At 70.3% G+C, this 26632-nt stretch carries 17 protein-coding genes and 1 tRNA gene; 12 read left to right on the top strand and 6 right to left on the bottom strand.

What is annotated here, in order from left to right; translation table 11 throughout:
* Positions 1 to 16: 16 nt before the first annotated feature.
* From C4313_RS01900 to glgP, 3 genes are all read left to right on the top strand, one after another.
* A complete protein-coding gene (locus C4313_RS01900; RefSeq protein ID WP_352428187.1) occupies positions 17 to 1162 on the top strand; it encodes a hypothetical protein in 1146 nt (381 codons plus the stop codon).
* Positions 1159 to 1848 carry a Maf family protein gene (locus C4313_RS01895; RefSeq protein ID WP_352428186.1) on the top strand — a complete coding sequence of 230 codons (690 nt, stop codon included), beginning with the start codon at positions 1159 to 1161 and terminating at the stop codon, positions 1846 to 1848. Before C4313_RS01900 ends, C4313_RS01895 begins: the two co-directional genes overlap by 4 nt.
* A gap of 77 nt (positions 1849 to 1925) precedes the next feature.
* Positions 1926 to 4082: an alpha-glucan family phosphorylase gene (gene glgP / locus C4313_RS01890; RefSeq protein ID WP_352428185.1), complete on the top strand. Its 2157-nt coding sequence runs from the start codon at positions 1926 to 1928 to the stop codon at positions 4080 to 4082.
* Between the two features lie 4 nt (positions 4083 to 4086).
* On the opposite strand, the gene C4313_RS01885 is transcribed toward glgP, so the two are convergent.
* From C4313_RS01885 to C4313_RS01870, 4 genes are read right to left on the bottom strand one after another with little or no spacing between them, the layout of a single operon-like run.
* Entirely contained in the window at positions 4087 to 5421 is a 1335-nt protein-coding gene (locus tag C4313_RS01885) for a (Fe-S)-binding protein (RefSeq protein ID WP_352428184.1), read from the bottom strand.
* A 36-nt stretch (positions 5422 to 5457) separates the two neighbouring features.
* Positions 5458 to 5907: an HIT family protein gene (locus C4313_RS01880; protein ID WP_352428183.1), complete on the bottom strand. Its 450-nt coding sequence runs from the start codon at positions 5905 to 5907 to the stop codon at positions 5458 to 5460.
* A gap of 15 nt (positions 5908 to 5922) precedes the next feature.
* On the bottom strand, positions 5923 to 7176 hold the full coding sequence (locus C4313_RS01875; protein WP_352428182.1) for an FAD-binding oxidoreductase: 1254 nt from the start codon (positions 7174 to 7176) through the stop codon (positions 5923 to 5925).
* The gene (locus C4313_RS01870; RefSeq protein ID WP_352428181.1) at positions 7167 to 8648 is read right to left on the bottom strand and encodes an FAD-binding oxidoreductase; all 1482 of its coding nucleotides are present in this window, start codon (positions 8646 to 8648) and stop codon (positions 7167 to 7169) included. Before C4313_RS01870 ends, C4313_RS01875 begins: the two co-directional genes overlap by 10 nt.
* A gap of 540 nt (positions 8649 to 9188) precedes the next feature.
* Here C4313_RS01870 and glmS point away from each other — a divergent pair.
* From glmS to C4313_RS01840, 6 genes are all read left to right on the top strand, one after another.
* Positions 9189 to 11033 (top strand): glutamine--fructose-6-phosphate transaminase (isomerizing), encoded by a 1845-nt coding sequence (gene glmS / locus C4313_RS01865; RefSeq protein WP_352428180.1) that lies wholly within the window; start codon positions 9189 to 9191, stop codon positions 11031 to 11033.
* Between the two features lie 25 nt (positions 11034 to 11058).
* Positions 11059 to 12279, top strand: a complete 1221-nt coding sequence (locus C4313_RS01860; protein WP_352428179.1) for a glycosyltransferase family 4 protein — start codon at positions 11059 to 11061, stop codon at positions 12277 to 12279.
* Positions 12276 to 12680, top strand: coding sequence for a VanZ family protein (locus C4313_RS01855; RefSeq protein WP_352428178.1), 405 nt, complete (start codon positions 12276 to 12278; stop codon positions 12678 to 12680). Before C4313_RS01860 ends, C4313_RS01855 begins: the two co-directional genes overlap by 4 nt.
* A 43-nt stretch (positions 12681 to 12723) precedes the next feature.
* Entirely contained in the window at positions 12724 to 17400 is a 4677-nt protein-coding gene (locus C4313_RS01850) for a GAF domain-containing protein (protein WP_352428177.1), read from the top strand.
* Positions 17401 to 17478: 78 nt separating this feature from the next.
* Complete coding sequence (locus tag C4313_RS01845; protein ID WP_352428176.1) at positions 17479 to 18150, top strand: helix-turn-helix domain-containing protein; 672 nt, start codon at positions 17479 to 17481, stop codon at positions 18148 to 18150.
* A gap of 44 nt (positions 18151 to 18194) precedes the next feature.
* Positions 18195 to 18959 (top strand): glycosyltransferase, encoded by a 765-nt coding sequence (locus C4313_RS01840; protein ID WP_352428175.1) that lies wholly within the window; start codon positions 18195 to 18197, stop codon positions 18957 to 18959.
* Here the strand turns inward: C4313_RS01840 and C4313_RS01835 are convergent.
* Positions 18868 to 22050 carry an O-antigen ligase family protein gene (locus C4313_RS01835; RefSeq protein WP_352428174.1) on the bottom strand — a complete coding sequence of 1061 codons (3183 nt, stop codon included), beginning with the start codon at positions 22048 to 22050 and terminating at the stop codon, positions 18868 to 18870. The two genes, C4313_RS01840 and C4313_RS01835, sit on opposite strands and share 92 nt — an antisense overlap.
* Before the next feature lie 160 nt (positions 22051 to 22210).
* Between C4313_RS01835 and C4313_RS01830 the strand changes: the two genes are divergently transcribed.
* Positions 22211 to 24670, top strand: a complete 2460-nt coding sequence (locus C4313_RS01830; RefSeq protein ID WP_352428173.1) for a Lon protease family protein — start codon at positions 22211 to 22213, stop codon at positions 24668 to 24670.
* 233 nt (positions 24671 to 24903) lie between these two features.
* Here the strand turns inward: C4313_RS01830 and C4313_RS01825 are convergent.
* Positions 24904 to 24985: transfer RNA gene (locus C4313_RS01825), tRNA-Leu, on the bottom strand.
* Positions 24986 to 25088: 103 nt separating this feature from the next.
* On the opposite strand from C4313_RS01825, the gene C4313_RS01820 reads away from it, so the two are divergent.
* Both C4313_RS01820 and C4313_RS01815 read left to right on the top strand, forming a co-directional pair.
* Positions 25089 to 26300, top strand: a complete 1212-nt coding sequence (locus C4313_RS01820) for a hypothetical protein (protein ID WP_352428172.1) — start codon at positions 25089 to 25091, stop codon at positions 26298 to 26300.
* Positions 26301 to 26353: 53 nt separating this feature from the next.
* On the top strand, positions 26354 to 26632 hold a 279-nt coding region (locus C4313_RS01815), incomplete at its 3' end, for a hypothetical protein (RefSeq protein WP_352428171.1).

The following is a 26632-nucleotide window of genomic DNA, read 5'->3' as shown; positions in this document are numbered from 1 at the left end:
CCCGGAGGACGTGGACATGGCGCGCTGGACCCGACGGGCGTTCTTGAAGTGGATCGGTGGGATGGGCCTTGGGGTGGCGGCAGGGGCCTGCCGCAGGGCCCTGGGCGGGCAGACGCCCACGCCTTCCCCCACCATCCCCCCCGGGCCAGGCGCGCGCCCCACGCCGTGGCCCTCGGCCACGCCCATCCCCACCGACACGCCCCTCCCCGCCTCCCCGACGCCCGCCCCGACGCCGACGAAGACCCCGTGGCCGATGTTCCCCCGGCCCAGCAAACTGGGGATCGTGGTCCAGTGGTTCCGGGACCTCCACATCGTCAACCTGATCATCAACACCCGCATGCGGGTGGTAAAGATCATCGACGACTTCGGGCAGGCGCCGGAGATCAAGGCGAAATCGCCCAACACCGTCCTCATCGGCCGCATCTTCCACAACTTCGATTTCGGGGAACACATCCGGGACGGCCGGACGGACATGCGGGCGGCGGCGGAGTGGTATGTCCACCAGTTCATGGACCGCTATCTGGCCCATCCGCACATCGACTACTGGGAGGGCCACAACGAGCCACGCCCCCACAACCACGAGGTGATGCGGCTCTACGCCCAGTTCGAGATCGAGCGGATGAAGTTGATGGCCGAGCGGGGGCTGAAATGCGTCATCGGGAACTTCCCCAACGGCTCCCCTGACCTGGAACTGTGGGTGGACTTCCTGCCCGCCCTCCAGGTGGCGAAACAACTGGGCGGCCTCCTGGGCCTCCACGAATACAACGCGCCGACCATGGACGCGGGAGTGGATCCGCAGACCGGAGAGGGTTGGTTCACCCTCCGGTATCGCAAGGCGTATCGCTATATAGTCCCGCCTGCCTACCGGGTTCCCATCGTGATCACCGAGACCGGGATCGACAACGTGCCCACCTTCCAAGGCCCGCCCTCCGAGGGCTGGCGGAACTACCTGGATTACTGGGCCCGTCAGGGCTACGGAGATCCTCATTTCTTCTACTTGAAGCAACTGTGGTGGTATGACGAAGAGCTCCAGAAGGACGATTACGTGCTGGGGGCCACGATCTACATCGCCGGCGCCTTCGATCATTCTTCCTTCGAGATCATGGTCGAGCCCTTCCGGGAGATGTTCGAGGACTACCTCCGAGCGCACCCGAATCCATGATCCCCGCGCGCTGGATCCTGGCTTCCGCCTCTCCCCGACGTCGCGCCTTGATCCAACTCCTCGGGCATCCGGTGGAACCCATGCCCGTGGCGGTCGATGAGGCCCCGCGGCCTGGGGAGGACCCCATTGCCTGCGCCGTTCGTCTCGCCGAGGCCAAGGCCCAGGCCGCCGCCCGCCACGCCCCGGAGGCCCTGATCCTGGCCGCCGACACGGTGGTCGACCTGGGGGGCCGGATCCTGGGCAAGCCCCGCGACGCCGCCGAGGCCCGGGAGATGCTTCAGGCCCTGCGGAACGCCCCTCACTGGGTTCACACGGCCCTGGTGGTGCTCCCCCCGCCCCCCGGGCGGCGACAGGTGGAGGTGGCCTCCACCCGCGTGACGATGCGTCCGTACCGCGATGAGGAGATCGAGGCCTATGTGGCCAGCGGGGACCCCTTCGACAAAGCCGGGGCCTATGCGATCCAGCACCCCACCTTCCGGCCTGCCGCCGCGGTGACGGGCTGCTACGCCGCCGTCGTCGGGCTCCCCCTCTGTCACCTGGCCCGGGCCCTCCGCCGCCTGGGCTGGACCCCGCCCGCGGACCTGCCCGAGCGGTGCCAGGAGGCCCTTCACCACCGATGCACCGTCTACCCGGAGATCCTGCCCCCGGACCCCCGGGGGATTGAACCCAGCCCCGAAGCGGGATAAAATCCAAAAGCGCTTTACTGGAGGCGAAAGGATCCTTTCTGCCCGCAGCCCTCCAGCGGCAGGCGTGGGAGGCGCGGATGGAACCCCGTCCGAACGGGTCTACGTTGCCCAAGCGCATCGCCCGGCTGGCGGACCTGGCCGGCAACTTGTGGTGGACCTGGCAGCCGGAGGCCCAGCGGCTGTTCCAGCGCCTGGATCCCGTGCGCTGGGAGGAGGTCCGCCACAACCCCGTGGCCCTGTTGCGGCAGGCCGAGCGGGCCCGCTTGAACGCGGCGGCCCAGAGCCCGGCCTACTTGGAACTCTATGACCGGGTGCTGGCCGAGTTCGATCGCGCTATGGCCGGGGAGACCTGGTTCGCCCGGACCTATCCGGAGCACGCCGGCCTCTCGATCGCCTATTTCTCCACCGAGTTCGGCATCCACGAAGCCTTCCCGGTTTACGCCGGGGGGCTGGGGGTGCTGGCAGGGGACCACCTGAAGGAAGCCAGCGACCTGGGCGTGCCGCTCGTCGGCCTCGGGTTGCTGTATCAGAACGGCTACTTCACGCAGCGCATCACCGAGGACGGATGGCAGGAGGCCCTCTACGAGCGGCTAGACCTCGAGAACCTGCCCCTCGCTCCGGTCTTGGGCCCCGACGGCGGGCCACTGCAGGTGACAGTGGAGATCGCCGGCCGGCCGGTCCGGGCGCGGATCTGGCGCCTCTCCGTGGGGCGCGTCCCCCTCTATCTGCTGGACACCGATCTGCCGGAGAACGATCCGGCGGACCGCGAACTATCGGCCCGGCTGTATGATGGGGATCCGGAGCGGCGGATCGCTCAGGAGATGATCCTGGGCATCGGGGGCGTGCGGGCGCTGCGGGCCATGGGGATCCGTCCGGCGGTCTGGCACCTGAACGAAGGGCACTCCGCCTTCTCGGTTCTGGAACGGCTGCGGGAGCATCGCTCCGCGGGGCTCTCCTTCGAGGAGGCCGCCGCCCGCGTGCGGGCCACCACCGTCTTCACCACCCACACCCCGGTCCCGGCAGGCCACGACCGCTTTTCCCTCTCTTTGGTCGAACGGGTCTTCGCCGGCTACTGGGAGCAACTCGGGCTCTCCTTCAAGGAGTTCTGCGAACTGGCCCGTCAGGACGAGCCCTGGGGCCCCACGTTCAACATGACCGTCCTGGCCCTGCGGTTCGCCGATCACCGCAACGCGGTCAGCGAGCTCCACGGCCAGGTGACCCGCCGGATGTGGGCCCAGCTGTGGCCCGACCGGCCCGTGGAGAGCGTCCCCATTCGCCACATCACCAACGGCGTCCACGTGGGTACGTGGCTGGCCCGCCGGATGCGGCTGCTCTACCAACGTTACCTGGGGCCGGACTGGCTGGAGCGCCTCGACGACCCCGCCGTTTGGGAACGGGTGCTCGAGATCCCCGATGAGGAGCTGTGGACAGTCCGGCGGCACCTGAAGCGCAAGTTGATCGCCTTCATGCGGGAGCGCGCCCGCCGCCGCTGGCAGCGCAACCATGTCCCCCCGATCCAGATCGTGGCCTCCGGGGTGCTTCTGGACCCTTACGCCCTGACCATCGGCTTCGCCCGGCGCTTCGCCCTCTACAAACGGGCCTACTTGCTCTTCCGGGATCCGGACCGCCTGCGGCGGCTGGTGAACGATCCCTATCGCCCCGTCCAGATCCTCCTGGCCGGCAAGGCCCATCCAGCCGACGAGCCGGCCAAGCGCTTGATCCAGGAGATCTACCGCCTGATCAAGGATCCCTCCTTCGGCGGCCGCATCGTCTTCATCGAAGATTACGACATGGAGGTGGCCCGCCACCTGGTCCAGGGCGTGGACGTCTGGCTGAACACGCCGCGGCGCCCCCTGGAGGCCAGCGGGACCAGCGGCCAGAAGGCCGCCTGGAACGGCGTCCTCAACCTGAGCGTGCTGGACGGCTGGTGGCGGGAGGGCTACAATGGGGCCAACGGATGGGCCATCGGCGAGGACCGAGAGTATGAGGACCCCCAGGCCCAGGACGAGGCGGATGCGGCCTCCCTCTACGAGTTGCTGGAGAAGGCGGTGGTCCCCCTCTACTACGACGTCGAAGCCGACGGCATCCCCCACCGCTGGCTGCGCATGGTCAAGGAGTCCATCCGCTCCCTGGCGCCGTTCTTCAACACCCGGCGGATGCTGAAGGAATACCTCCAGGAAATGTATCTGCCCGCCCTGGAGGCCGCCCGCGGCCTCCCCACCCCCGCCGCCTAGGGCCTCAGGCCCCGGCCTCGTCCAGCACCTCCACCACGTGTTGGACCGGGAGGGCCAGGCCGGCCTGGCGCAGGCCCATGGCCAGTTGCAGCAAGCAGCCTGCGTTGGCCGTCACCACCCGTTGCGGCGCCAGGCGCTGGACGGCCTGCACCTTCTCCGCCAACAGGGCGGCTGCGATCTCCGGATGGGTCACGTTGTAGATCCCCGCGCTGCCGCAGCACACATCCCCATCCGGGAGATCGATCACGGTGAGGCCCACGGCCTGCAGCAGGCGGCGCGGCTGTGCCCGCACCCCCTGCCCGTGGGCCAGATGGCACGGATCCTGATAGACGGCCTTCCCGGCCAGGCGGCGCGGGAGTGGGCGGAGGCCCGCCGCGTCCAAGAACTCGGTCACATCCCGCACCCGCGTGCTGAAGGCCCGCGCGGCTGCCGCCCAGCGGGGATCGCGGCCGAGCCATTCCCCGTATTCTTTCATCGCTACCCCGCATCCGGCGGCGTTGACCAGGATCGCGTCCACTTCCTCCCGCATGAAGACAGCAAGGTTGCGACGGGCCAGGGCCCGCGCCATCTCCCGCTCCCCGGCGTGAGCGTGCAGGGCCCCGCAACACCCCTGGCCGGCTGGCACCACCACCTCGAAGCCCTGCCGCGTGAGCACTCGGATGGTGGCCTCCTGGATGGGCGCCAGCAGCGTCCGCATCACACAACCGGCCAGCAGCGCCACCCGACCCCGCCGTTCCCCCACCGCCGGATACACCCGGCCGGTGGGCATGGTCCGGAAGGGGATCCGCTCGGGGAGCATCCCCTCCATCGTCCGCAGCGGCGCCGGGAGCCGGCCCAGGATCCCGGACCGCCGGGCCAGACGCCGCAATCCGGTGGTGTGATAGGCCCACAGCCCCCAGGTGAGCAGCCGCAGCAGCGCCGGGCGCGCCAGAAGGCCCGCGAAAACCACCCAGCGCGCGATCCGCTCCCCCAGGGACATCGGAAGGGTCTGGCGGACCTGCCACCGCGCGGCCTCAACCAGGCGGCCGAAGGCCACGCTGGCCGGGCAGGCGGTCTGACAGGCCCGACAGGCCAGGCAGACCTCCATGTGCTCCCGGAAATCCGGGTTGATCTCCAGACGGCCCTCCGCCACCGCCCGCATCAGATAGATCCGCCCCCGCGGCGAGTCCGGCTCCCACCCCAGCACCCGAAAGGTCGGACATTGGTTCAGGCACATCCCGCAGTGAGTGCAGCGCAGGATCTCCGCGTAGTCCGGGGGATCCTCGGAGGTGAACCCCCGCCACGGGACCGTCTCATGGAGCGCGATCGGAACCCCTTTCGCAGCCGGCCGCGCCGCCATCCGTCCCCTCCTCCCTCGGAAATGCCGGACTCCGCCTCAACGCTGGGGCTCTGCGGAGCCTTCCCCCACCTGCAGCCGTTCGATCGCTTCCCGCAGGGCCTTCTGAACCGCCTCCATCTCCGCCGCGCTGCGATAGCGCTGGCGGGGCCAGAAGAAGCCGCGCAGGCCGTCCCCTTTCCGCCGGGGCACGATGTGGATATGCACATGGGGGACGCTTTGGCTCACCCGGTTGTTGATGGCCACGAAAGAGCCTTCCGCCCCCAGCGCCACCTCCATCGCCCGGGCCAGGACCTGGGCGTTTCGGAACAGGGGCCCCAGCAGCGCGGGGGGCAGATCCATCAGGGTCTCATAATGGTCCCGTGGGACGAGCAGACAGTGCCCCGGGAACAGCGGGCGGTGGTCCAGGAAGGCCACCGACGCTTCGTCCTCCAGGACGCGGTAAGCGGGGGCCTCCCCCCGCGCGATCTGGCAGAAGAGGCAGGCCATCGGCCTGTCACCCCCTTACCATCCCAGACGTCCGGGGTTCAGCCGACCCTCGGGGTCCAGTTGCGCCTTGAGGCGCTGCATCACTGCCCGCTCCGGCCGCTGGGGCGCCCACAGGCCGAGGCGCCGCTTCAAGGGTTCCGGACCGCCCAGAATCGTGAAGTGCCCGCCCTGGGCGACGGCAAAGCCCTGCAGGCGCTCCCCCCATTGGGTCAGGGCCTCCGGATCTCCCACTCCCTGCGCGTAAACCAGGCCCACCGTCCCGTGGGCGTGCCAGCGCGCCGCCACCGCCTCATCCCACTCGATGAGGGGAATAGCCTCCGGGATCTGGGCCGGCAACAGTCCCAGGCGCACCCACAACCGATCCCGTGGGGACGGATCGGCCAGCGCCGCCAGGTCCGGTACAGCGGCCCAGAGGGCCTGGGCGTTGGCCTCCGGCAGGCGCACCCGAACCCGGGCCGGGGCGGCCAGGGCCTCGGCATCCCGGCCGATCCGATCCACCTGGGCAGGCCATCCCCCCGCCCGCACCAAGACCCACACCCGCGCCCGCGGGTCCTCTGGAAGGTCCAGGGTTCCCCGAAGGGCAGCCCAGCCCGCCGCCCCCACCAGTTCGACCGCTAGCGGGAACCCCGGATGGCGGAGCATGGCCAGGACGAGCGGCATCGCCGCTCCAGGCTCGGCGAAGCCGAAGGCCCAGGTGGCCTCTGCGCGGGGCCGCGGCCACAACTTGAAGGCCGCCTCCACGATCACCCCCAGCGTGCCGAGGGAGCCGTGGAAGAGTTTGGGCAGATCGTAGCCGGCCACGTTCTTCACCACCTCGCCCCCGCCCTGGATCACCGTGCCGTCAGCGAGGACGACGCGGACGCCGATCAGGAGATCCCGGGCAGAGCCATAGCGGGCCCGCAACGGGCCGCTCAGGCCGGTCGCCAGGATCCCCCCGATGGTCGCCTGGGCCCCCAAGGGAGGGTCCAGCGGAAGCCACTGGCCGTGCTCCGCCAGCAGGGCGTTCAGTTCCCCCAGCTGGATCCCGGCCTCCACCCGGACCGTGAGGTTGGCCGGGCGATGCCGCAGGACCCGCCGCAGGGCCGTGAGATCCAGGATCCGATCCGCGCGGGAGGGCGCGTAGCCGTAGCCCTGGTGGAGACCGCTGCCGCGGGGGACCACCGTCCATCCAGCCCGGGCGGCCTCCCGCAACCCCGCCGCCACCTCCTCCACCGTCGTCGGCCGCAGCACGGGAGGCGCCAGAGGCCCTCCCCACGCCGTCAGATCCACAGTTCCTCCTCCAGGGGGGAAGGGGTGGAAGGGCCGGATCGGATGGGCAAGGCGTCCCGGGCCTTGCGCCGGCCCCACGTCTCCAGGCACATCTTGGTTGCCGGGAACATCTTACAAGGGTTCAAGCGGTTCTCCGGGTTGAAGGCCGCCTTGATCCGAGCCATGGCCTCCAGATCGGCCGGGGAGAAGAGCAGCGGCATCAGGTCCCGTTTCTCCAGGCCCACCCCGTGCTCCCCCGTGAGGGTCCCTCCGGCCTCCACGCAGACCCGGATGATCTCCGCGCCGGCCTCCACCGCCCGCCGTGTCATCTCGGGGTCCCGCTCGTCGAAGAGGATCAGCGGGTGGAGGTTGCCGTCGCCCGCGTGGAACACGTTGGCGATGGTGAGGCCGTAGCGCCGGCCGATCTCCTGGATCCGCCGCAGCACCCTCGGCAACTGATCGCGGGGCACCACGCCGTCCTGAACCAGATAATTGGGGGCCAACCGCCCCATCGCCCCGAAGGCCCCCTTGCGGCCGGACCACAACCGCTCCCGCTCGGCGGGGTCGGTGGCGATGCGCACCTCCCGGGCGTCGTAATGCTCGCAGATCCGCGCGATGTGGCGGGCCAGGTCCTCGAGCCCCTCCGACACCCCTTCCACATCGATCAAGAGGACCGCCCCGGCGTCCATGGGATAGCCGCAGCGCTTGGCGCTCTCCACCGCCTGGATCGCCGTGTGGTCCATCATCTCGATGGCGCCGGGGATGGTGCCGTCGGCGATGATGGCTGAGACCGCCTCGCTGGCCTGGTCCACGGTGTCGAAGACAGCCAGCAGCGTCACCACCGCCTCCGGCGCCGGCAGCAGGCGGAGGACCGCCTTCGTGACAATGCCCAGGGTGCCCTCCGAGCCCACCATCAGCCCGGTCAGGTCGTAACCCGGCCAGTCGCAAGCCCGCCCCCCCACCTCGATGACCTCCCCGTCGGGGAGGACCACCTCCAGGCCCAGGACGTGGTGGGTGGTCACCCCGTAGGCCAGGCAATGGGGGCCGCCCGAGTTCTCGGCCACGTTGCCCCCGATGGTGCACGCCTTCTGGCTCGAGGGGTCCGGCGCGTAGGTCAGGCCGTAGGCCGCCGCCGCCTGGGAGACCGCCAGGTTGATCACCCCCGGCTCCACCACCGCCCGCAGGTTCACCGGATCGATCTCCAGGATGCGGCGCATACGGGTGGTCACGATCATCAACCCGCCCTGGTCGGCCACCGCCCCGCCGCTCAGGCCGGTCCCCGCCCCCCGCACCACGATGGGCAGGCCGTAGCGATGGGCGATGCGGACAGCCGCCACCACCTGTGCGGTGGAGGTTGGGAAGACCACCACGTCGGGGCGGCCCTTGTCGATGGAGGCATCATACTCGTAGAGGAGGAGCTGATGAGGCTCCCAGAGCACCCCCCGCGGGCCGAAGACCGCCAACAACTCCTGCACCAGCCGCTCGCGCTTCACCGCGCCCTCCCCCGGCCGCTCCACCCAGCCCCCAGAGAGAAACCCCCGGCGGCAGCACCGTCAGCTCGGTGGGAGCTTCGACCTCAAGGCCATGATAGCACAGTCCGATGGACGCTGTGCCGACGGCAGCGTTTTGCGCTATCATAAGCCCCGGACCAACAACGGCGAGAGGAGGTTGCAAGCGGTGAGGTCCACCATCCGCGAAGACGGGGGGAAGCCAGCGCCTGGCCCGACCGGCCTCCCGGTCGGGTGACGAGGGAGGCGGTTCCCCGCGCTGCGGGGCTAACCCGGCGCCTCGCCGGGGAAAATCGAGGGTTCGGCGGATGCCGCCGGGGGCCCGGCCGCGGCCCCCACTTCCCCCCGAAAACCTCGCCGGCCGACAAAACCGCCGGGCAACCGACGGGACAAAACGGCCGGCAGCGGCCGACCGACGACGGAGGGCGCGCCTCATGACCCCTGCCGGGCGTGGGGGATTGTTGCGTCCTCCCCGTCGGCCTCTCGCTCCCGATCGCCGCCACCCTATCCTTCCGGGAGGTCGCCATGTGCGGGATCGTCGGATACGTCGGTGAGCGCGACGCCGTGCCCATCCTGATCGAAGGGTTGAGACGGCTGGAATACCGAGGCTACGACTCCGCCGGCCTAGTGGTGGTCCAGGAAGGCCGACTGGAGGTCCGCCGGCGGGCCGGGAAGATCCAGGGGCTGATCGACCTGCTGGAGGAGGAGCCGGCCTGCGGGACCATCGGCATGGGGCATACCCGTTGGGCCACCCACGGCGCCCCGGCGGACCACAACGCCCATCCCCACCGCGATTGCACAGGCCGCCTGGCGGTGATCCACAATGGGATCGTCGAGAACTTCGCGGAACTCCGCCACGCCCTGCAGGCCGCCGGCCATCGCTTCACCTCGGAGACGGACACTGAGGTGATCGCCCACCTTATCGAGGAGGAGCTCCGGGCCGGCGCTGACCTGGAGACGGCCGCCCGTCGGGCCTTCCGGGCGCTGCGCGGGGCCCACGCCATCGTCGTGCTCTCCGCCGACCACCCGGACCGCCTGATCGCCGCCCGCATCGGCAACGCCGGCGGGGTGGTCATCGGCCTGGGGGAGGGCGAGATGTTCGTGGCCTCCGATATCCCCGCCATCCTGGAGCACACCCGCCGGATGCTCTTCTTGGAGAACCGCCAGATGGCCGTGGTGCGCCGGGACCAGGTCCAGGTGTTCACCTTGGAGGGCCAGCCCGTGACGCTGCCCGTCCAGGTCATCCCCTGGGACCCGGTGGCCGCCGCCAAGGGGCCTTACCGACATTTCATGCATAAAGAGATCCACGAGCAGCCCCGCGCGGTCACCGACACGCTGCGCGGGCGGGTGGATTTCGAGCGAGGCCGCGTGCGCCTCGAGGAGATCCCTCTCACCGCCGCCGAGGCCCGCCGCCTCTCCCGCATCGTCATCGTCGCCTGCGGCACTTCCTATTACGCCGGGCTGGTGGGCAAGTTCTATTTCGAGGCCCTGGCCCGCATCCCCACCGAGGTGGACTACGGGAGCGAGTTCCGATACCGGGATCCCGTGCTGGACCGGGACACGGTGGTGCTGGCCATCTCCCAGAGCGGGGAGACCGTGGACACGCTGGCGGCGATGGAGCTGGCGCGGGAGCGGGGGGCGCGGCTGTGGAGCATCGTCAACGTCATCGGCTCCCAGGCCCACCGCATCGCCGACGCATGCATCCTGATGCACGCCGGCCCCGAGATCGGCGTCGCCTCCTCGAAGGCCTTCACGGTCTCCATGGTGGACGAACTGTTGCTGGCCCTCCGGCTGGCCGAGCTGCGTGAAACCATGGCCCCTGAGGCCGTCCAGGAACAGGTCCAGGCCCTGGCCCGCCTCCCGGACTGGCTGGGGCAAGCCCTGGACCGCGAGCGGGAGGTCGAGGCGGTGGCCCAGGCCTACGATCGCTACGAGGATTTCCTTTACCTGGGGCGGGGCCTGCTCTACCCCATCGCCCTGGAGGGGGCGCTCAAACTGAAGGAGCTCTCCTACATCCACGCCGAGGGCTACCCGGCCGGGGAGATGAAACACGGCCCCATCGCGCTGATCGATGAGCGCATGCCTACCGTGGCCCTGGCGTTGCAGGACCCGGTCATCTATGAGAAGATGCTCAGCCAGATGGAACAGGTCCGCGCGCGGCGGGGGCGGGTGATCGCCCTGGTGACCGAGGGGGATCGGGCGGCGGCGGCCCGGGCGGACGCCGTCCTGTCCGTCCCGCCCGTCCCGCGATGGCTGCAGCCGATGGTGGCGGTGATCCCGCTGCAGTTGCTGGCTTACCATATGGCCGTGCTCCGGGGCTGCGATGTCGACCAGCCCCGTAACTTGGCCAAAAGCGTTACCGTGGAGTGACCCCACAGGGATGGCTGGGACGAGGATGGCGGAGGAGGTCCGTTCCATCGTGATGGTCGGCCCCTTCGGATTGCGCCCGCGGGGGACGATGCGGGCGCGGGCGTTGCCCATGGCCCAGGCCCTGGCCCGACGCGGGCACCGGGTGACGCTGGTGCTTCCCCCCTGGCAGAGCCCGGAGGACAGCGGCCGCGACGCGGTCATCGGGGGGGTGCGGGTGATCCAGGTGCCGCTGCCCTCCCGCCGGCCCTCCTGGGTCTTCCACATCGAACTCACCCGGCGCCTGGTGGCCGCCGTCCTGCGCGAACGACCCCAGATCGTCCACCTCTTCAAGCCCAAGGCCTACGCCGGGCTGGTCCACTGGTCCCTGTGGCACATGCGCCGCCTGGGCCGCTTCGCCGGGGCCCTGGTGCTGGACACCGACGATTGGGAAGGGCCCGGCGGCTGGAACGATCGCAACCCTTACCCGCCGGCCCAGCGCCGGTTCTTCGCATGGCAGGAACGGTGGGGCATGGCCCACGCCGATGCCCTCACCGTGGCCAGCCGGGCCCTGGAGACCCTGGCCTGGGCCATGGGCCTCCCGCCCCGACAGGTGTTCTATCTGCCCAACGCCGCCTTCTTCACCGCGCCGCCCCGGCCGCGCCCGGCCGACCCGCCGCGGATCCTCCTTTACACCCGCTTCCTGGAGTTCGACCCGGGCCGGCTGGTCCGGGTGATGACGGAACTGGCGCGCCGGGACCCGGCCCTCGAATTCCTCTACGTGGGCCAGGCCCTGGGCGACGAGGCGGAGCGGTTCCGGGAAGGGCTGGCCCACGCCGGCCTCATCCCCCGCCTCCGCTGGATCGGATGGGTGGACCCTGAACGGCTGCCGGACGCCCTCCGCCAGGGCCACCTCGCCCTTTACTTGATGGACGACGACCTGATCCATCGGGCCAAATGCCCGATGAAACTGATCGACCTGCTGGCTGCCGGCCTCCCCGTGGTGGCCGACGCCGTCGGACAAGTCCCCGAATATATCCGCCATGGGGAGACCGGATGGTTGGTCCCGCCAGGGGATGAGGCGGCAATGGTGGAGGCGGCATGGCGCCTGCTCCAGGACCCGGAAACGGCGTGGCACCTGGGCGAACAGGCCCGCCAGGACATCCTGGCCCGCCATCGCTGGGAGAACCGGCTGCCCGTCCTGGAGGCGGCTTACGCGACGGCCCTGGCGAGGGCCGATCGAAGCCAGACGCGGAGGCGGCCCGCATGACCAGAAACAGCGCCCCGAGAGGGCCCGATCAGATCCCCATCGCCGTCCGCTGGGCGCTGACCGGCCTCTGGATGGGCCTGATCTTCTTCCTCTCCGCCCAGCCGCAATTGCCCCAAGCCCCGGAGCCATGGCTGGACACCTTGCTGAAAAAAGCCGGTCACGCCGCCGAATACGCGGTCCTGGCCCGGCTGGCCCGCTGGACCCTTCAGGCTTACCCCCTCGCCCGGCCCGGGCGCTGGGCGTGGCTCTGGGCCATCTTCTACGCCCTCACCGATGAGGCCCACCAGGCCCTGGTCCCCGGCCGACACCCCCGCCTGCTCGATGTCCTCATCGACGGGATCGGGGCCGGCCTGGGGCTGTGGGCCCCTTCCCTTCCCAAGAGCTCTTCCACCCACGATTGACAAGGCCGAGAGGTTGCTTTATTCTAACATTCGGGAGGACTCAGTGGCCGCACTGGGTGGAGGGCTGGCGCTGTTGGGGCTGCTGCTGGCCTACAGGGGCTGGCGCCAGAGCCAGGCCCGGTGGGCGGCCCTTTGGGCTTTGACGCTGATCGCCCTGGCCTTCTGGGGCCTGGGGGAAAGCCTGACCGTCCTGAGCCCCGCGCCGGAGACGCGGCTCCTCTGGATCCAGTTGCGGACCCTGGGGATCGTCGGGATCGCCCCGCTGCTCCTGTGGAGCGCCGTCCAGTATGCCGGCGCCGTCCTGCAGCCCCGCCCCTGGCACCTGATCGCTGTCTTCTTCATCCCCGCCCTCACCTTCCTACTGGCCCTCACCAACCCAGCCCATCATTGGGTGTGGTCCACGCTGGAGATCGACCCCCAGGGAAGGCTTCATCTCGCCTTCGGCCCGTGGTTCTGGGTGCACACCTTTTATGCACTCCTGGCCTTCCTGGCCGCCCTGGCCTTTATGCTGCCCACCTTGGTGCATGGCGTAGCGCACAGCGACCGCCGCATCCTCCCAGGCATCGGGATCCTGTCCGTCGGCGCTGCCCTGATCATGACTGGCCTGGCAGCGAGCCTCTATGATCCCTCCTACACCCGGTTGCCAGCGCCCTGGCATGGGCTACCGGCCCTCACCTTGGGCCTGGCCACGGCTCTTATGGGCGTGGCCTTCCAGAGCCTCTTACACGCGCGTCCGATCCCCATCGCCCGCAGCCTGATCGTGGAGAGCCTTCCAGAAGGGATTCTGATCCTGGACCCCAAGGGCCGGGCGGTGGATGTCAACCCCCGCATGGCCGAAGCGCTGGGCCGCCCGCTCCCCGAGATCCTAGGGGCCCCGCTGGACGCCCTTCTCCAACCGTGGCCGGCGCTGCAGGCTTTCCTGCGGGACCGGATCCGGGATCGCCAGGCAGGGGCGACCGAGGTCCGCCATCCCACCCAGGACCGCTGGTTCGGCGTCTCCCTCCAGCCGATCCAGCGCCACGGGGAGCCCTGGGGCTGGGTGGTCCGGGCCAGCGAGATCACCGACGAGAAACAGCGGGCAATGCGGCGGGCCCGGCAGCAGGAGACCTTGCTGCGGCTGGCCAAGGACCCGGAGGTTCACAGCGGAAATCTGGAGGCCGCGATGCGGCGGGTCGCCTGGGCCGCCGCGGAGGCCCTGCAGGTCTCCCGGGTGAACATCTGGCGTCTGGACCCCGCGGCCGGCCGGCTGACCTGCCTGGTCCACGTCGATTGGCCTGAGGGGACCACGGCCGCCGGGATGACGCTGCGGGCCGACGACTACCCCGCCTATTTTGCGGCGCTGCAGGCCGGGCGCGCCATCGACGCCGCCGACGCGGAGAACGACCCTCGGACCCGGGAACTGCGGGAGACTTACCTTCGCCCCCTCGGCGTCCGCTCCCTCCTGGACGCCCCGATCCGCTGGGAAGGGGAGGTGGTGGGGGTGATCTGCCACAAACAGAAAGGGGCGATCCGCCACTGGACGGAGGACGAGATCGCCTTCGCCGCCGAGATGGCCGACCTCATCGCCCTGATCTGGGCTGGCGCGGAGCGCCGGGCGGAGGAGGAGCGGGCGCGCCACTACGCTCAGCAATTGCAGTGGCTGCAGGAACTTGCCCAGGACCTCCACCGGGCGGCCGGCCTCGAGGCCCTCTACGAGCGGGCGCTTCAAGGAGCGATCGAGGTGTTGGGGGCGGACCGGGCCGCCATCCTGGTGCGGGATCCGGATGGTGTGCTCCGCTTCAAGGCCTGGCGGAACCTTTCCGAAGGCTACCGGAAGGCCGTGGAAGGCCACTGGCCCTGGGATCCCCAGGATCCCCATCCCCAGATCCTCTGGGTCGCCGACGCCGCCCACACCGACGTCCTCGGGGAGCTCCAGGACGTGGTCCTTCGCGATGGGATCCGCGCCCTCGCCTTCATTCCCATTCAGGACAAGGGCGGCCCGCTGGGGAAACTGATGCTGTATTACGACCGTCCGCGCCCGGCCGACCCAGAGACCCTGCGCCTGGCCGAGATCCTCGCCGGCGCTGTGGCCACCGCCCTGCGCCGCCGGCGGGAGACATGGCTGTGGGAGGCGGTGGCCAGTGCCCTCCAGGAGGTCCTGAGCAGCCCGCCCGCCTTCCGGGAGCGCGTCCCCGTCGTCCTGCGGGTCGCCCGGCGGCTGTTCCGCGCCGATCGGGCCGGCCTCTGGTTCTACGAGCCGGTCCGGGAGCAGGTGGCCTGCGCCGGGGTCGAGGGCCTTTCGGAAACCTACGTGCAGCAACTGTTGGCACACTACCGCCAAGTCCCCGGTGTCCGGGCCATCGAGGTTCCCACCGTGATTCACATCCCCGACGCCTGGAACGATCCGCGAACGGCGGCCTTTCGAGATCAGATCCTGCGGGAGGGCTTCCGATCGTATGTGGTGTTCCCCTTGTGGGCGTCGACCTTCGCCCCCAGCGAGTTCCCCTTCCGCGGGGTGTTGACCCTCTACTGGGATCGTCCCTGGACCCTGGGGCCGGAGGAGTTGCTGATCGGCCAGGCCTTCGCCAACGCGGCCGCCCAGGCCCTGGCCAGCGCCCATCTGTTCGAGGAGACCCAGCGGTGGGCGCGGCAGGAGGCTGCCCTCCGTCAGGTGGTGACCGCTATCCTGCACGCGGAGGACCTGGATGCCATCCTGCAGGTCGGCCTGCGCCAGGCCATGGAGGCGACCGGGCTCCGCAGGGGTGAGATCTATTTGTGGGAGGATCTTCCCGAGCGCCTGCGCCTGCGAGCGGCCGCTGGCCCCCACCCGCCCACGTCCGAGCGATCGCCCGGCGAGGATCCGGTCGGGCTCGCCTTCCAGAAGGGGCAGACCCTCCTCTTCGGGGATCTCCCCCGGGAGGCCTCGGGAAGCCTCCGGACGCCGCCTCCCTGGCATGAGGCCCGCGCCCTGATCGCCATCCCCCTCCGGTCCCGGACCTCACCGGTGGGCGTCCTCTGCCTGCACGATCCCGAGCCGCGCCTGTTCACCGAGGAGGAACTCGCCCTGATCCAGCACATCGCCGACCACCTGGCGCTGGCGGTGGAGCGGGCGGCGCTGGTCGAACGGCTGGCGGACCAGGTCCGCGAGGTCTCGCTGCTCTATGAGGCCAGCGCCAACCTGCTGGCCTCGCGGGAGGCCTCCACCACCCTGAGCCTGCTGGGCCGCTTCCTTGTCGACATCACCGGCGGGACCTACGTCCGGTTCTACCGCTATCAGGAGGAAAGCGGGGCGCTGGAGAGGTTCGCGGAGTTTCCCAGCCCGGAGACGGCCCCAGGAGAACACGCCCGGTGGATGATCCGGACGCGATCGGCCGCCTTGCGCCTGCGGCAGGAAGCCCTTCGCGAGCGCAAACTCATCACCCTCTGGGTCTCCGACCCCACGGCTTCCTTCCCCGAGGACCGGGAGATCCTGGAGGCCCTCGGCGTGCGGCGCCTCATGGTTTTGCCTCTCGTCCGCGGCCCGCACCTGCTGGGCCTTGTGGAGATCTGGGATCACCAGGGGGATCGCCCCTTCTCCCTGGCCCAGATCGCCCTGAGCATGGCCATCGTCAACCACGCCGCGGTGGCCCTGGAGAACGCCCGGCTGGTGGAGCGGCTGGATCTCGAGCGGGGCCGGCTGCGGGCCCTGATCCACGCAGCGATGGCCGGCATCCTCCTGATCGGCACCGACGGCACCTTGGTCGAGATCAACCCGGCGGCCCTTGACCTCTTGGATCCGACAGGGGATCTTGGGAAGTGGATCGGGACCCCCTGGACGAAGGCCCTGTGGGCGTTGAAACGGCGCCAGCCGGAGATGGCCCGCCGGCTGGTCCAGCACCTGCGCGCCACGGACTGGGATCCCACCGAGGCGCGGGTGTTCTCGGTGGAGGCCAACGGACGGAGCCTCCAAGTGCACCTCGTTCCCATCCGCAGCGACAGCGAGATCGCGGGCTGGCTGGTGATGACCCACGATCTGACCCCGATCCGGATGGCCGAGCGGCTCCGGGAGGAACTGTTGCACATGATCGTCCACGACCTGCGCAACCCCATCGCCTCGATCCGCACCGCCCTGGACTTCGTGCTCGTCGAGGGGCTGGGGCCGCTCACCTCCGAGCAGCAGGAGGTGCTGCGCATCGCCCGGGACAACACCGACCGCATCCTGCGCATGGTCCACACCATCCTCGACCTCCGCCGCCTGGAGGCCGGCAAGATGGCCCTCCAGCCGAAGCCCCTGGCCCTGGCAGCGTTGGTCGGGGAGATCCTGCGGGGGATGCAGCCGCTGCTCCAGGAGAAAGACCTCCGGGTCCGCGTGGAACTCCCCGAGGGCCTCCCGCCGGCCTGGGGGGACGAAGAAGTGCTCTCCCGCGTCCTTCAGAACCTGCTGGACAACGCCATCAAGCTCACGCCGTCCGGCGGCTCGATCTGGGTGCGGGCGGACGTGGCGCGGGAGGACGGCCGCCCCTGGATCCAGGTGACCGTGGCCGACTCCGGCCCCGGCATTCCCTCGGGGTTGCGGGAGCGGCTCTTCCAGCCCTTCGTGACCGGGATGGTGCCCTACCGCGGGGTCGGCCTGGGCCTGGCCTTCTGCCGATTGGCGGTGGAAGCCCACGGCGGCAAGATCTGGGTGGAGGACCATCCCTCCGGCGGCGCCGCCTTCGTCTTCACCATCCCCGTGGCCCCCGATCGGTCCGCTTCCGGCTGAGCCCTGCCTGCTCCCTTGGCTCCCCTAGGGCTTGCGTGGTAAAATTTTTTCTGGAATTTTCGGAAATTGAGGGAAACCTTGGAGTCCCTCACGCGACGACAGCGGGAGTTCCTGGCGGCGTTCCTGCGCCTGTATCGGCGGCTGCGCCGGCCTTTGCACTATGGGGCCGTGGCCCGGGCCATGCGGATCGGGCGGGCGACGGCATACGAGATGCTGGCCGCGCTGGAGGGCCTCGGGCTGGTGGCGCGCCATTATCAAAGCCCTGAAGGCCCCGGCCGCCCTCGGGTGCTGTTCCGCCCAACCGCCCAGGCCCGCCGGATCCTGGCTGGGGTTTGGGAGGCGCCTGTCTGGCGGGCCGCCCAGGCCCGGGTGCGATCCGAACTCCAGGCCCTTCAGGCCCGGTTGGAGCCCACCGCCGTGCTGCAATGGCTGACCGCCCGGGTCGAGGAGGGATCGATCCCGGAGGGGATGGCGCGCATGGCCGCCGGGATCGGCCTGGTCCTCCGCTTCCTGCAGGCGACGGAGGGCCCCTGGCCGCTGCCCCGGGGAAAGGCCCTGGACCTAGGGGCGTTGGCCAGCCTGAGCGCGGCCCTGACCGCCCTGGCCCGCGCGGAGCCCCATCAGGTCCACGCCCTGCTCTCCCGGATCCGCTGGTTCCAGGCTCAATGGGAGCGCCTGGACCCCACGGACCGCCGCCGGTTGTCCCGCTTCACCCGCCAGATCCTTCAAGAGACCGGGAGGGCCGGATGACGTCACCGGCATCGCCCTCGGCAGAGATCGGAGGAGGGTGGTCGATGAAGGTCAGCGTCATCATCCCGACGCTGAACGAAGCCGCCTATCTTCCACATCTGCTGGAGGCCTTGGCCCGGCAAACCCGCCCGCCCGATGAGGTCATCGTCGCCGACGCCGGATCGGAGGACGGGACGCCGGCCCTCGCCCAGGCCTGGGGAGCCCGGGTGGTCCCCGGCGGGCGTCCGGCTGTCGGCCGGAACGCGGGGGCCCGCGCCGCCCAGGGGGACCTGCTCGTCTTCTTGGACGCCGACGTGCTTCCCCGCCCCGATTTCTTGGAGAAAGCGCTGAAGGAGATGGCGGACCGCGGCCTGGACGTGGTCACATGCCTGATGGAGCCACTGAGCCCACGCCCCGCCGACCGGGTGTTCCACGAGGTGGCCAATGGCTACCTGTTGGCGTTGCAATGGATCTCGCCGCGGGCCCCCGGCTTCTGCATCCTGATCCGCCGGGCGTTGCACGAGGCCATCGGCGGGTTCGACGAGACTCTGCTCCTGGCCGAGGACCACGATTACGTCCAGCGGGCGGCCCGGCACGGCCGCTTCGGCGTGCTGACCACCGTCCGCATCCCGGTGTCCATCCGGCGGATGGAGGAGGAGGGCCTCTTCCCGCTGATGCTGAAATACCTGTGGGCGGAGGCCCACGTGTGGGCCGGCCGGCCCATCCGGCGGCTGCCCTTCACCTATGCCTTCGGCCGCCATCGGCCGCCCCCGGTGGGGGCGCCGATCCCGAAACGTCTGCCTCTGGGCCGTCCGCGCGGATCCCCGTGAGGAAGATCACCATAAACGCGAAGGCGAGATCGACCAAGAAGAACCCGTTGTCAACCAGGCCGTGGCCCAGGACGTCGGCCATGGCGCCGATGGCCCCCCAGCGTTGCGGATCCAGCGCGGAGGAGCCCTGTCGGCGGAGGACCGCCCGCCAGAACAGAACCTGCCAGGCCAGGCCGGCGACCAGCCCCAGGATCCCCGTCCGGACCCAGAAATCCAGGAAGATGTTGTGCGGGTGGGAAAGGTTCGGCTCCTGCCAGGCGTCGGGGCGGATGTAGCGGCTGCGAAACCAATAGAGGAAATTGTCCGGGCCGACCCCGAAGAGCGGATGCTCCCGCAGGAGATCCAGCGTGCTCGCCCAAAGGCGGACCCGGAAGAAGACGGTGCTCCCGGGCGTCACCATGCGGGCGGCCAGCGTGGGCGCCACCCGCGGCCCAAGGGTCAGGCCGAGGGCCAGGGCCAGCCCGAAGGCCAGGAACCCCAACGCCCATCGGGCCCGCCGAGACAGCCGCCCGCGGCTTTCCCACAGCCCCACGCCGCCCATCGCCAGCAGCGCTGCCGGGGCGCCCAAAAAGGTCGCCCCCTCCGAGCACGTGCCGACCAGCGCGAGGAGGACCGGGATCAGGCCCAGCCCCGCCAGAAGGCGCAAGCGGCGGGAGGGCCCGCGCAGCAGGAACGCCAACAGGAAGGGGAACACCCGGCCCAGATAGAGGGCCAGGTTGTTCGGCGATCCGAAGGGCCCCCGCATGCAGCGGGCGCCGGCCTCGCCGGTGATCAGCCCGATCCCGGTGAGGCCCTGGGCCAGACCGACGCCGGCCGCACCGATCCCTCCGAGCACGAAGGCCACCAGAACCGTCCCCCACTCGGACCGGCTCATCCGCAGCGCCCGGGCCATGGCGTAGAAGAGCAGCGGCTCCAGGATGACCATGCGCCACTCCCGCCACGCCACCCGCTGAAACGCCGCCAGGGCCGCAGAGAGGGTCGCCGCCCCGAAAAAGATCCCTATCCAACGGTCCGCGGCCTCCCGCTTCCATCTCCATCCGCCGTCCCGTCCGCGAGCGCTCACCCAACGGACCGCCCCGGCGGCCACCGTGAGCCAAAGGACGAGTTCGGCCATCGAGAATGCCTTCTCAAAGAACGGCTTGGGGTAGAGATAGAACGGCGCCCAGAAGGCCACCAGGGCCAGGCCGATGGATGGCCGTAGGACCAAAAGAACAAACAGTCCCAGGCCCGCCAGGGCGGTCAGGGCCAGGCGGGGCGCCAAATAAAAGGCCCCGCTGGCCAGCAGCCCGATCCCCAGCCAACCGACCTCGCCCCAGCGCCGCCCGCCCCACCCCTCCAGCGCCGTCCACCACATCCCTGCATACACCAGGCCGGAGAGAGCGCCCGCTCCCCACAGCCCCACCCGTCGTCCCACCGACGCCGCGATCCCCGGAAGGCCGGGAAGGCCCGCCCGCCCCCCGGCGACCAGGCCGCTGGCCAGCAGCATCCCACCGAGGGCCATCGCCCCCAAGGCGAGCACCAGCGCCCCCCGGTAGATCCGCACATCCGGGCCGAGGCCGGCGACGCTCCAGCCGACCAGCGCCCATTGTCCCCAGCCCCGCTCCGCCTCGATCTCCACCGTATGGCGGCCGTAAGGAAGCCCCTGGGCCACCGGGATGGTTACAACCTCGGGAGTGGCGTAATCGGGGGAAGTCAGGATCAGATACGCGCCCCGCTCGTCCCGGGGGAGGGCCGGCGCCGGCCGGCCGTCTACCCATATGTAAAGATGGGCGCGATATCCGCCCCGCCGCACCCGCAAGGCCAGCCCGGTCCCCTCAAAGGCAAAGCGCAGGCGATCCCCGGTCTCCCGCCCGATATCGGCCCCCAAGGCGGAGAACCGCCATGCCCCTTCGTAGAGGGCCCCAGGCGGAGGGCCATAGGTCCCGTCCGGCAGCGGAACGGCCGCCGGCGAGTATCCCGGCGGGAAAGGCGGCGCCTGCGCCGCCGCCCGCAACGCCTCCCCCACCGGCCGCATCCGGCCCTGCGGATCCACCACCGCGAAGCCCCAGCGCGGGTCGTCCGGCGGCGCGTCGGGCTGCCAGATCTCCAGAAACATGGTCCCCATCCAGGGCCACTCCCGCCGGACCCGGTCCACGGCCTGGCGCACGTAGCGGGCCTGGGTCTCCGCGTCCACCTGGCCCCAGATCGAGGGACGCCCCGCCCAGCCCGCCGGGAGGGCGTTCCAACCCCAGTGGCTGGCCCAGATCGGCTTGTAGGCGTCGCCGTGACGGATCATCACCTCCCGCAGCAGGATGACCCGGGAGAAATTGAGGATCCCGGGATCGACCCGGCGGTCCTCGGGGCCGGTGTCGAACCCGTAGGGTTTCGCTGCCACGATGTCGAAAGCGTCCCGCGCCCCGGCCGCATACAGACGCTCCAGGAACAGCCAGTCGGCCAGGTTCCACGGCCCCTCCTCCACCGTCGGCGCCAGGCCGGCCAACACGATCACGGCGTCCGGATCGGCCGCCCGGATGGCCCGGGCAGCGGCTTCCAGGAGGGCGGCGTAGGCCGCCGGATCGGGGATGCCTCCGCCCCAACCGATGGTCAGGTTCGGCTCGTCCCAGATCTGATAGAACCGCACCCAGCGCCCATACCGGGCGGCGAAGGCCCCGGCGAAGCGGGCGAAATCGAACGGGTCCAGCGGTGGAGCCATCGGGCCGGGCCGCCGGGCCGCCCACGGCGGGCTGTCCCCCAGCACCGCCACCGGCTCCAGTCCGGCCGCGGCGATGGCCGCTACCAGCGCATCCGCCGCCGCCCAATCCCAACGGTCCCGCTCCGGCTGGAGGGCCGACCAGGGGAAGAACTGGCGGACGCGGCGGATCCCCAGAGCCCGGATCTGGTCCAGGGCCTGCCGCTGGGCCTCGGGATCACGCCCGAACAAGGCGATGTTTACCCCTACCCGGGGCTCGCCCGACCACGGGATCGGCGGCGGGAAGCCGATCACGGTCCCCCGCCAGCGGGCCCGCAGGATCTGCCCCTCGAGGCCCAACCCGGCCAACCCGGCGAGCAGCAGGAGCGCCCCAAAGAGGGCGCGGAGCAGGCGCCAACGCATCCCTCACCTCGTCCGGAAGGATTTTCTGGGCCCGGCCTCCAGGCGGAGGTTTTATTTTCCGGAAAACCCCCGCCCGTTACAATCCCGGCCGGACCGGCCCCTGTGCCCCTCGCCTCTGTCTCGCCTATAATTCGTCCAAACCAGGGGGGAGGCACGTTCCATGGCCCGACGATTGCCGCCGGAGGCCCTGCGGCGCACGGTGTCGCTGGAGCATCTGCCCTGGCGCTCCACCGAGGAGACCTCACCCCTGGCCGGCCTCATCGGCCAGCCTCGGGCGGTGGCCGCCCTCGAGTTCGGCCTGGACATCCCGGATCATGGGTTCAACATCTATGTAGCGGGCCCCCCGGGCGTCGGCCGCATGACAGGGGTCCAGATGTTCCTGGAGGCCCGCGCCCAAACCCAGCCCACCCCGCCCGATTGGTGCTATGTCTACAACTTCCAGGACCCCTCTCGCCCCAAGGCCCTGCGTCTGCCCCCCGGCCAGGGCCGGGCGCTGCGCCGCGACATGGAACGGCTCCTCGAGGGGGTCCGCCGCGAGATCCCCCGCGTGTTCGAAAGCGACGAATACAACGCCCGTCGGGAGGCCATCCTGAAAGAGGTCAACCAGCAGCGGGAAGAGATCCTCAAGCGGCTGAACCAGCGGGCCATGGCCCAGGAGATGATGGTCGAGGTCACCCCCATGGGGATCGCCGTGATCCCCCTCCTCGGAGGGCGCCCCATCACCGAGCAACAGTTCGCCGCCCTGCCCCCGGCCATGCAGGAACTGCTGCGCCGGCGCCGCGAGGCCTTCGAGGAGGAGGTCAAACAAGCCCTCAAGGAGATCCGGGGGCTGGAGCGCGCCGCCCAGGAGCGCCTGCGGCGGTTGAACCGCGAGGTGGCCCTCTTCGTGGTGGAAGGGTTGATGGACGACCTTTTCGAGAAGTACCGGGACCTGCCGGAGGTGATCGCCTATCTGAAGGCGGTACAGGAGGACATCGTCGAGAACGTGGACCAGTTTCGGGGCCGGGAGGAGGGGCAGGCCCTTCCGTTCCCGCTGCCGCTGCCGGCTCTCGCCGACATGGCCCTACGCAAATACACCGTCAACGTCCTGGTGGACAACGCCGAGCAGCAGGGCGCGCCCGTGGTCATCGAGTGGAACCCGACCTTCCCCAACGTCTTCGGCCGCCTGGAGAAGGAGAGCCTCCTGGGGGTGCTCCACACCGACTTCACCCTCATCCGTGCCGGGGCGCTGCACCGGGCCAACGGCGGCTACCTGGTGATGCCCATCGAGGGGGTGCTGATCAACCCCTTCGTCTGGGAGGGCCTCAAGCGCGCCCTGCGCCAGCGCGCCGTCGAGATCGAGGAGCCTGGCGAGCGGATGGGGCTGATCACCACCCGCACCCTCGACCCGGAGCCCATCCCTCTCCATGTGAAAGTGATCCTGATCGGCAGCCCCCTGCTCTACCACCTGCTGTATCTCCTGGACGAGGAGTTCAGCGAGTTGTTCAAGGTCAAGGCGGACTTCGACATCGAGATGCCGTGGGACGAAGGGGGGATGCAGGATTACATCACCCTCATCGGGACTCTGTGTCGGAAGGAGGGGCTGTGCCACCTGGACGCGGGGGCGATGGCCCGCATCATCGAATACGGCGGCCGCCTGGCCGAGGACCAGACCCGCCTCTCCACCCGCTTCGCCGAGATCGCGGACCTGGTCCGCGAGGCGAACTTCTGGGCCCGCAAAGCCGGCTCCTCCCGGGTGACCGCGGAACATGTCCAGCAAGCCCTGGAAGCCAAGGTCTACCGCTCGAACCTCATCGAGGAGCGCATCCGCCGGCTGATCGCCGAAGGCACGTTGCTCATCGACGTGGACGGGGCAAAGGTGGGCCAGGTGAACGGCCTGGCGGTCCTGGACCTGGGGGACTACCGGTTCGGGCGGCCCAACCGGATCACGGCCACGGTGGCCCTGGGCCGGGAAGGGGTGATCGACATCGAGCGGGAGGCCCGGCTGGGCGGCCCCATCCACACCAAGGGGGTGCTCATCCTGAGCGGCTACCTGGCGTCCAAATACGCCCAGGACAAACCTCTGACCCTCTCCGCCCGCCTGGTTTTCGAGCAGAGTTACTCGGGGGTGGAGGGAGACAGCGCCTCCTGCGCCGAGCTCTGCGCCCTGCTCTCGGCCCTGGCCGACGCCCCCATCCGCCAGGGGATCGCCATCACCGGCTCCATCAATCAAAAAGGGGAACTCCAGGCCATCGGGGGCGTCAACGAGAAGATCGAGGGGTTTTACTACGTGTGCAAGGTCAAGGGCCTCACCGGCGAGCAGGGGGTGATCATCCCCGAGGCCAACGTCCGCAACCTGATGTTGCGGGAGGAGGTGGTGGAGGCCGTGCGGGCGGGGAAATTCCACATCTGGGCGGCCCGCACGGTGGACGAGGCCATCGAGATCCTCACCGGGATCCCTGCCGGGGAGCGCGGGCCGGACGGCAGGTATCCGGCAGGGACGATCAACGCCCGGGTGGACCAGCGGCTGCGGGAGATGGCGGAGGCCCTGCAACGCTTCGGCCGGGAGGACCGCGCGGGTCGTCCGGAGGCCGAGGCCCGGAAGAACGAAGAGGGGACCCCCAAATCGAACGGAGGCTAGCAGGAGCAGCACCCACCCTCCTCCTGTCTGCGCCGGGCGGCGCACGGTGCGTCAGGGCAGATGCGCTCGCTATCTCGCTTCCCCGATCCGGCGGGTGGCCGGCGATCTCCCCCGGGCCTTCGAAGGGTGCCGCTGGGATCGCCTGGATCTCCTGCGCTTCCTGGCCCACCCGACGATGGCTCCGCGGCGCCGGCCCTCCGGCTCCGTCCGAACGGGATCCCTCCCCCGCGCAATGGGCCGGGCGGGATTCGAACCCGCACGGGTTGCCCCACGTGGTCCTAAGCCACGCGCGTCTGCCGGTTCCGCCACCGGCCCTCGGTTTTATTATAACCTCAGCCCCCGGGCGTCCTCCGATTGCCCTTCCCCATCCCCCAGGATAGAATCAGGGGCGGCGGACCGCTTCATACGAGGAGGGGCAATGCCCGTCGTTCTGCTGCTGGACATCGACGACGTCCTGGTGCTCCCCCGGGGTTACAAGCAGGGGATCCCCGCCACCCTGGGGACCTTCCTCCGCCGCTGGGGGTGGGAGATCCCTTTGCCCACCGAGGCCGACATCGAGTGGTTCGAGGCCGCCGGCGTGACCAGCGAATGGGACTCGACGGCCATCTGCCTGGCGGGGCTGCTGCTGGAGGCCGCCCAACTGGACGATGCATGGATCGTCCCGGATTTCGAGGAAGCCAGCGACCGGCTGGCCCAGCGAGGGCTGGACGGCCGTCGAATCCGCCCGGACTACCGGTCCTGGGTGCGGATGGCGGGGGAGGCCGCCGCGCCCGGTGAACGCCCCTCTTGGGCCGCCCTGCGCCTCTGGCGACGGACCGAACGGCCGCAACGCCCCCGCTCCGAAGCCCTGGGCGCCTTGTTGGACCGTCTGCTGCGGGACACCCACAGCCTGTCTTGTCCGACCACAGCGGTCTTCCAGACCTGGATGGTCGGCCACGAGGCCTTCGAACGCACCTACGGGCGGCCAGCACCCCTGTCGGTCCCCCAGGGCCTGCTGGAACTGGATGAGCCTCTCCTGGATCGCAGCGGCGCCCAGGAACTGATGAACGCGTGGTATGAGGGCCGGCTGGCCGCGGCCTTTTACACCTCCCGCCCCTCCCGGCCGCCGACGCCGGATCCGGCCCCTCCGCTCCCGGTTTACTCCCCAGAGGCCGAACAGGCCGCCCGCCAGGTCGGCCTGGAGGACTGGCCGGCGGTCGGCTTGGGGCGCCTGTTCTGGTTGGCCCACTCGGTGGGGCTGCCGGAGAACCCCACCAAGCCCCACATATTGCACGCCCTGGCCGCCTTCACCACCGCCATCGCCTGGGCGAATGGGATCGACGAGACCCGAGCGCTGCATCTGGCCTACGAGGGTTTCACGCTCCCGCATCGGATCGGCCCCCTGGCTCACTGGGTAGAACTGCCATGGCACGTGGTGCTGGTCGAGGACTCGACGAAGGGGATCCAGGGGGTCTTCCGCGCGGTGCGCCGGCTCTATGAACTTGGGATCTCGGTCCGGCTCACCGTCTTTGGGGTGGCCCCTCACCCCGGCCCCAAGGCCGAGCGCCTCGCGGGCTACGCCGATCCCATCGTGTCCTCGGTCAACGACGCGGTTGAGGAGATCGTGCGGCTGTGTCGGACTTCCCCGTGACGCCGTCGGTGGAACCGGCCGAGACCGCTCCCGTCGAGGCCGCGGGAGGGCCGGTGGTGTTCCTGACGGTCTGGCCGGACGACGATTGGGCCTCGCTGCGCTTCCGCATCGCGCGCGCTCCTGCGCCCCGGGTCGCCCTGGAGGTCCCCCCGGATCACCCGGGGCCCGATCCGGTGCTGCTGCGCCGGCTACAGCGCTTTGCGGAGGGGCGGGGCAAGGCCCTGGCCCTGATTGCCCCCCATCGGGAATGGCGCGCCATGGCCCGGGAGGCCGGCTGGGCGGCCTTTCCAACCCGCGCCGCTGCCCTGCGCCACCCATGGCCGGCGGAGGCC

This window comes from Thermoflexus sp. (assembly GCF_040289485.1).
Classification (GTDB): domain Bacteria; phylum Chloroflexota; class Anaerolineae; order Thermoflexales; family Thermoflexaceae; genus Thermoflexus.
The sequence above is the reverse complement of the archived record's forward strand: the minus strand, read 5'-3'. Positions and strand labels throughout refer to the sequence as shown.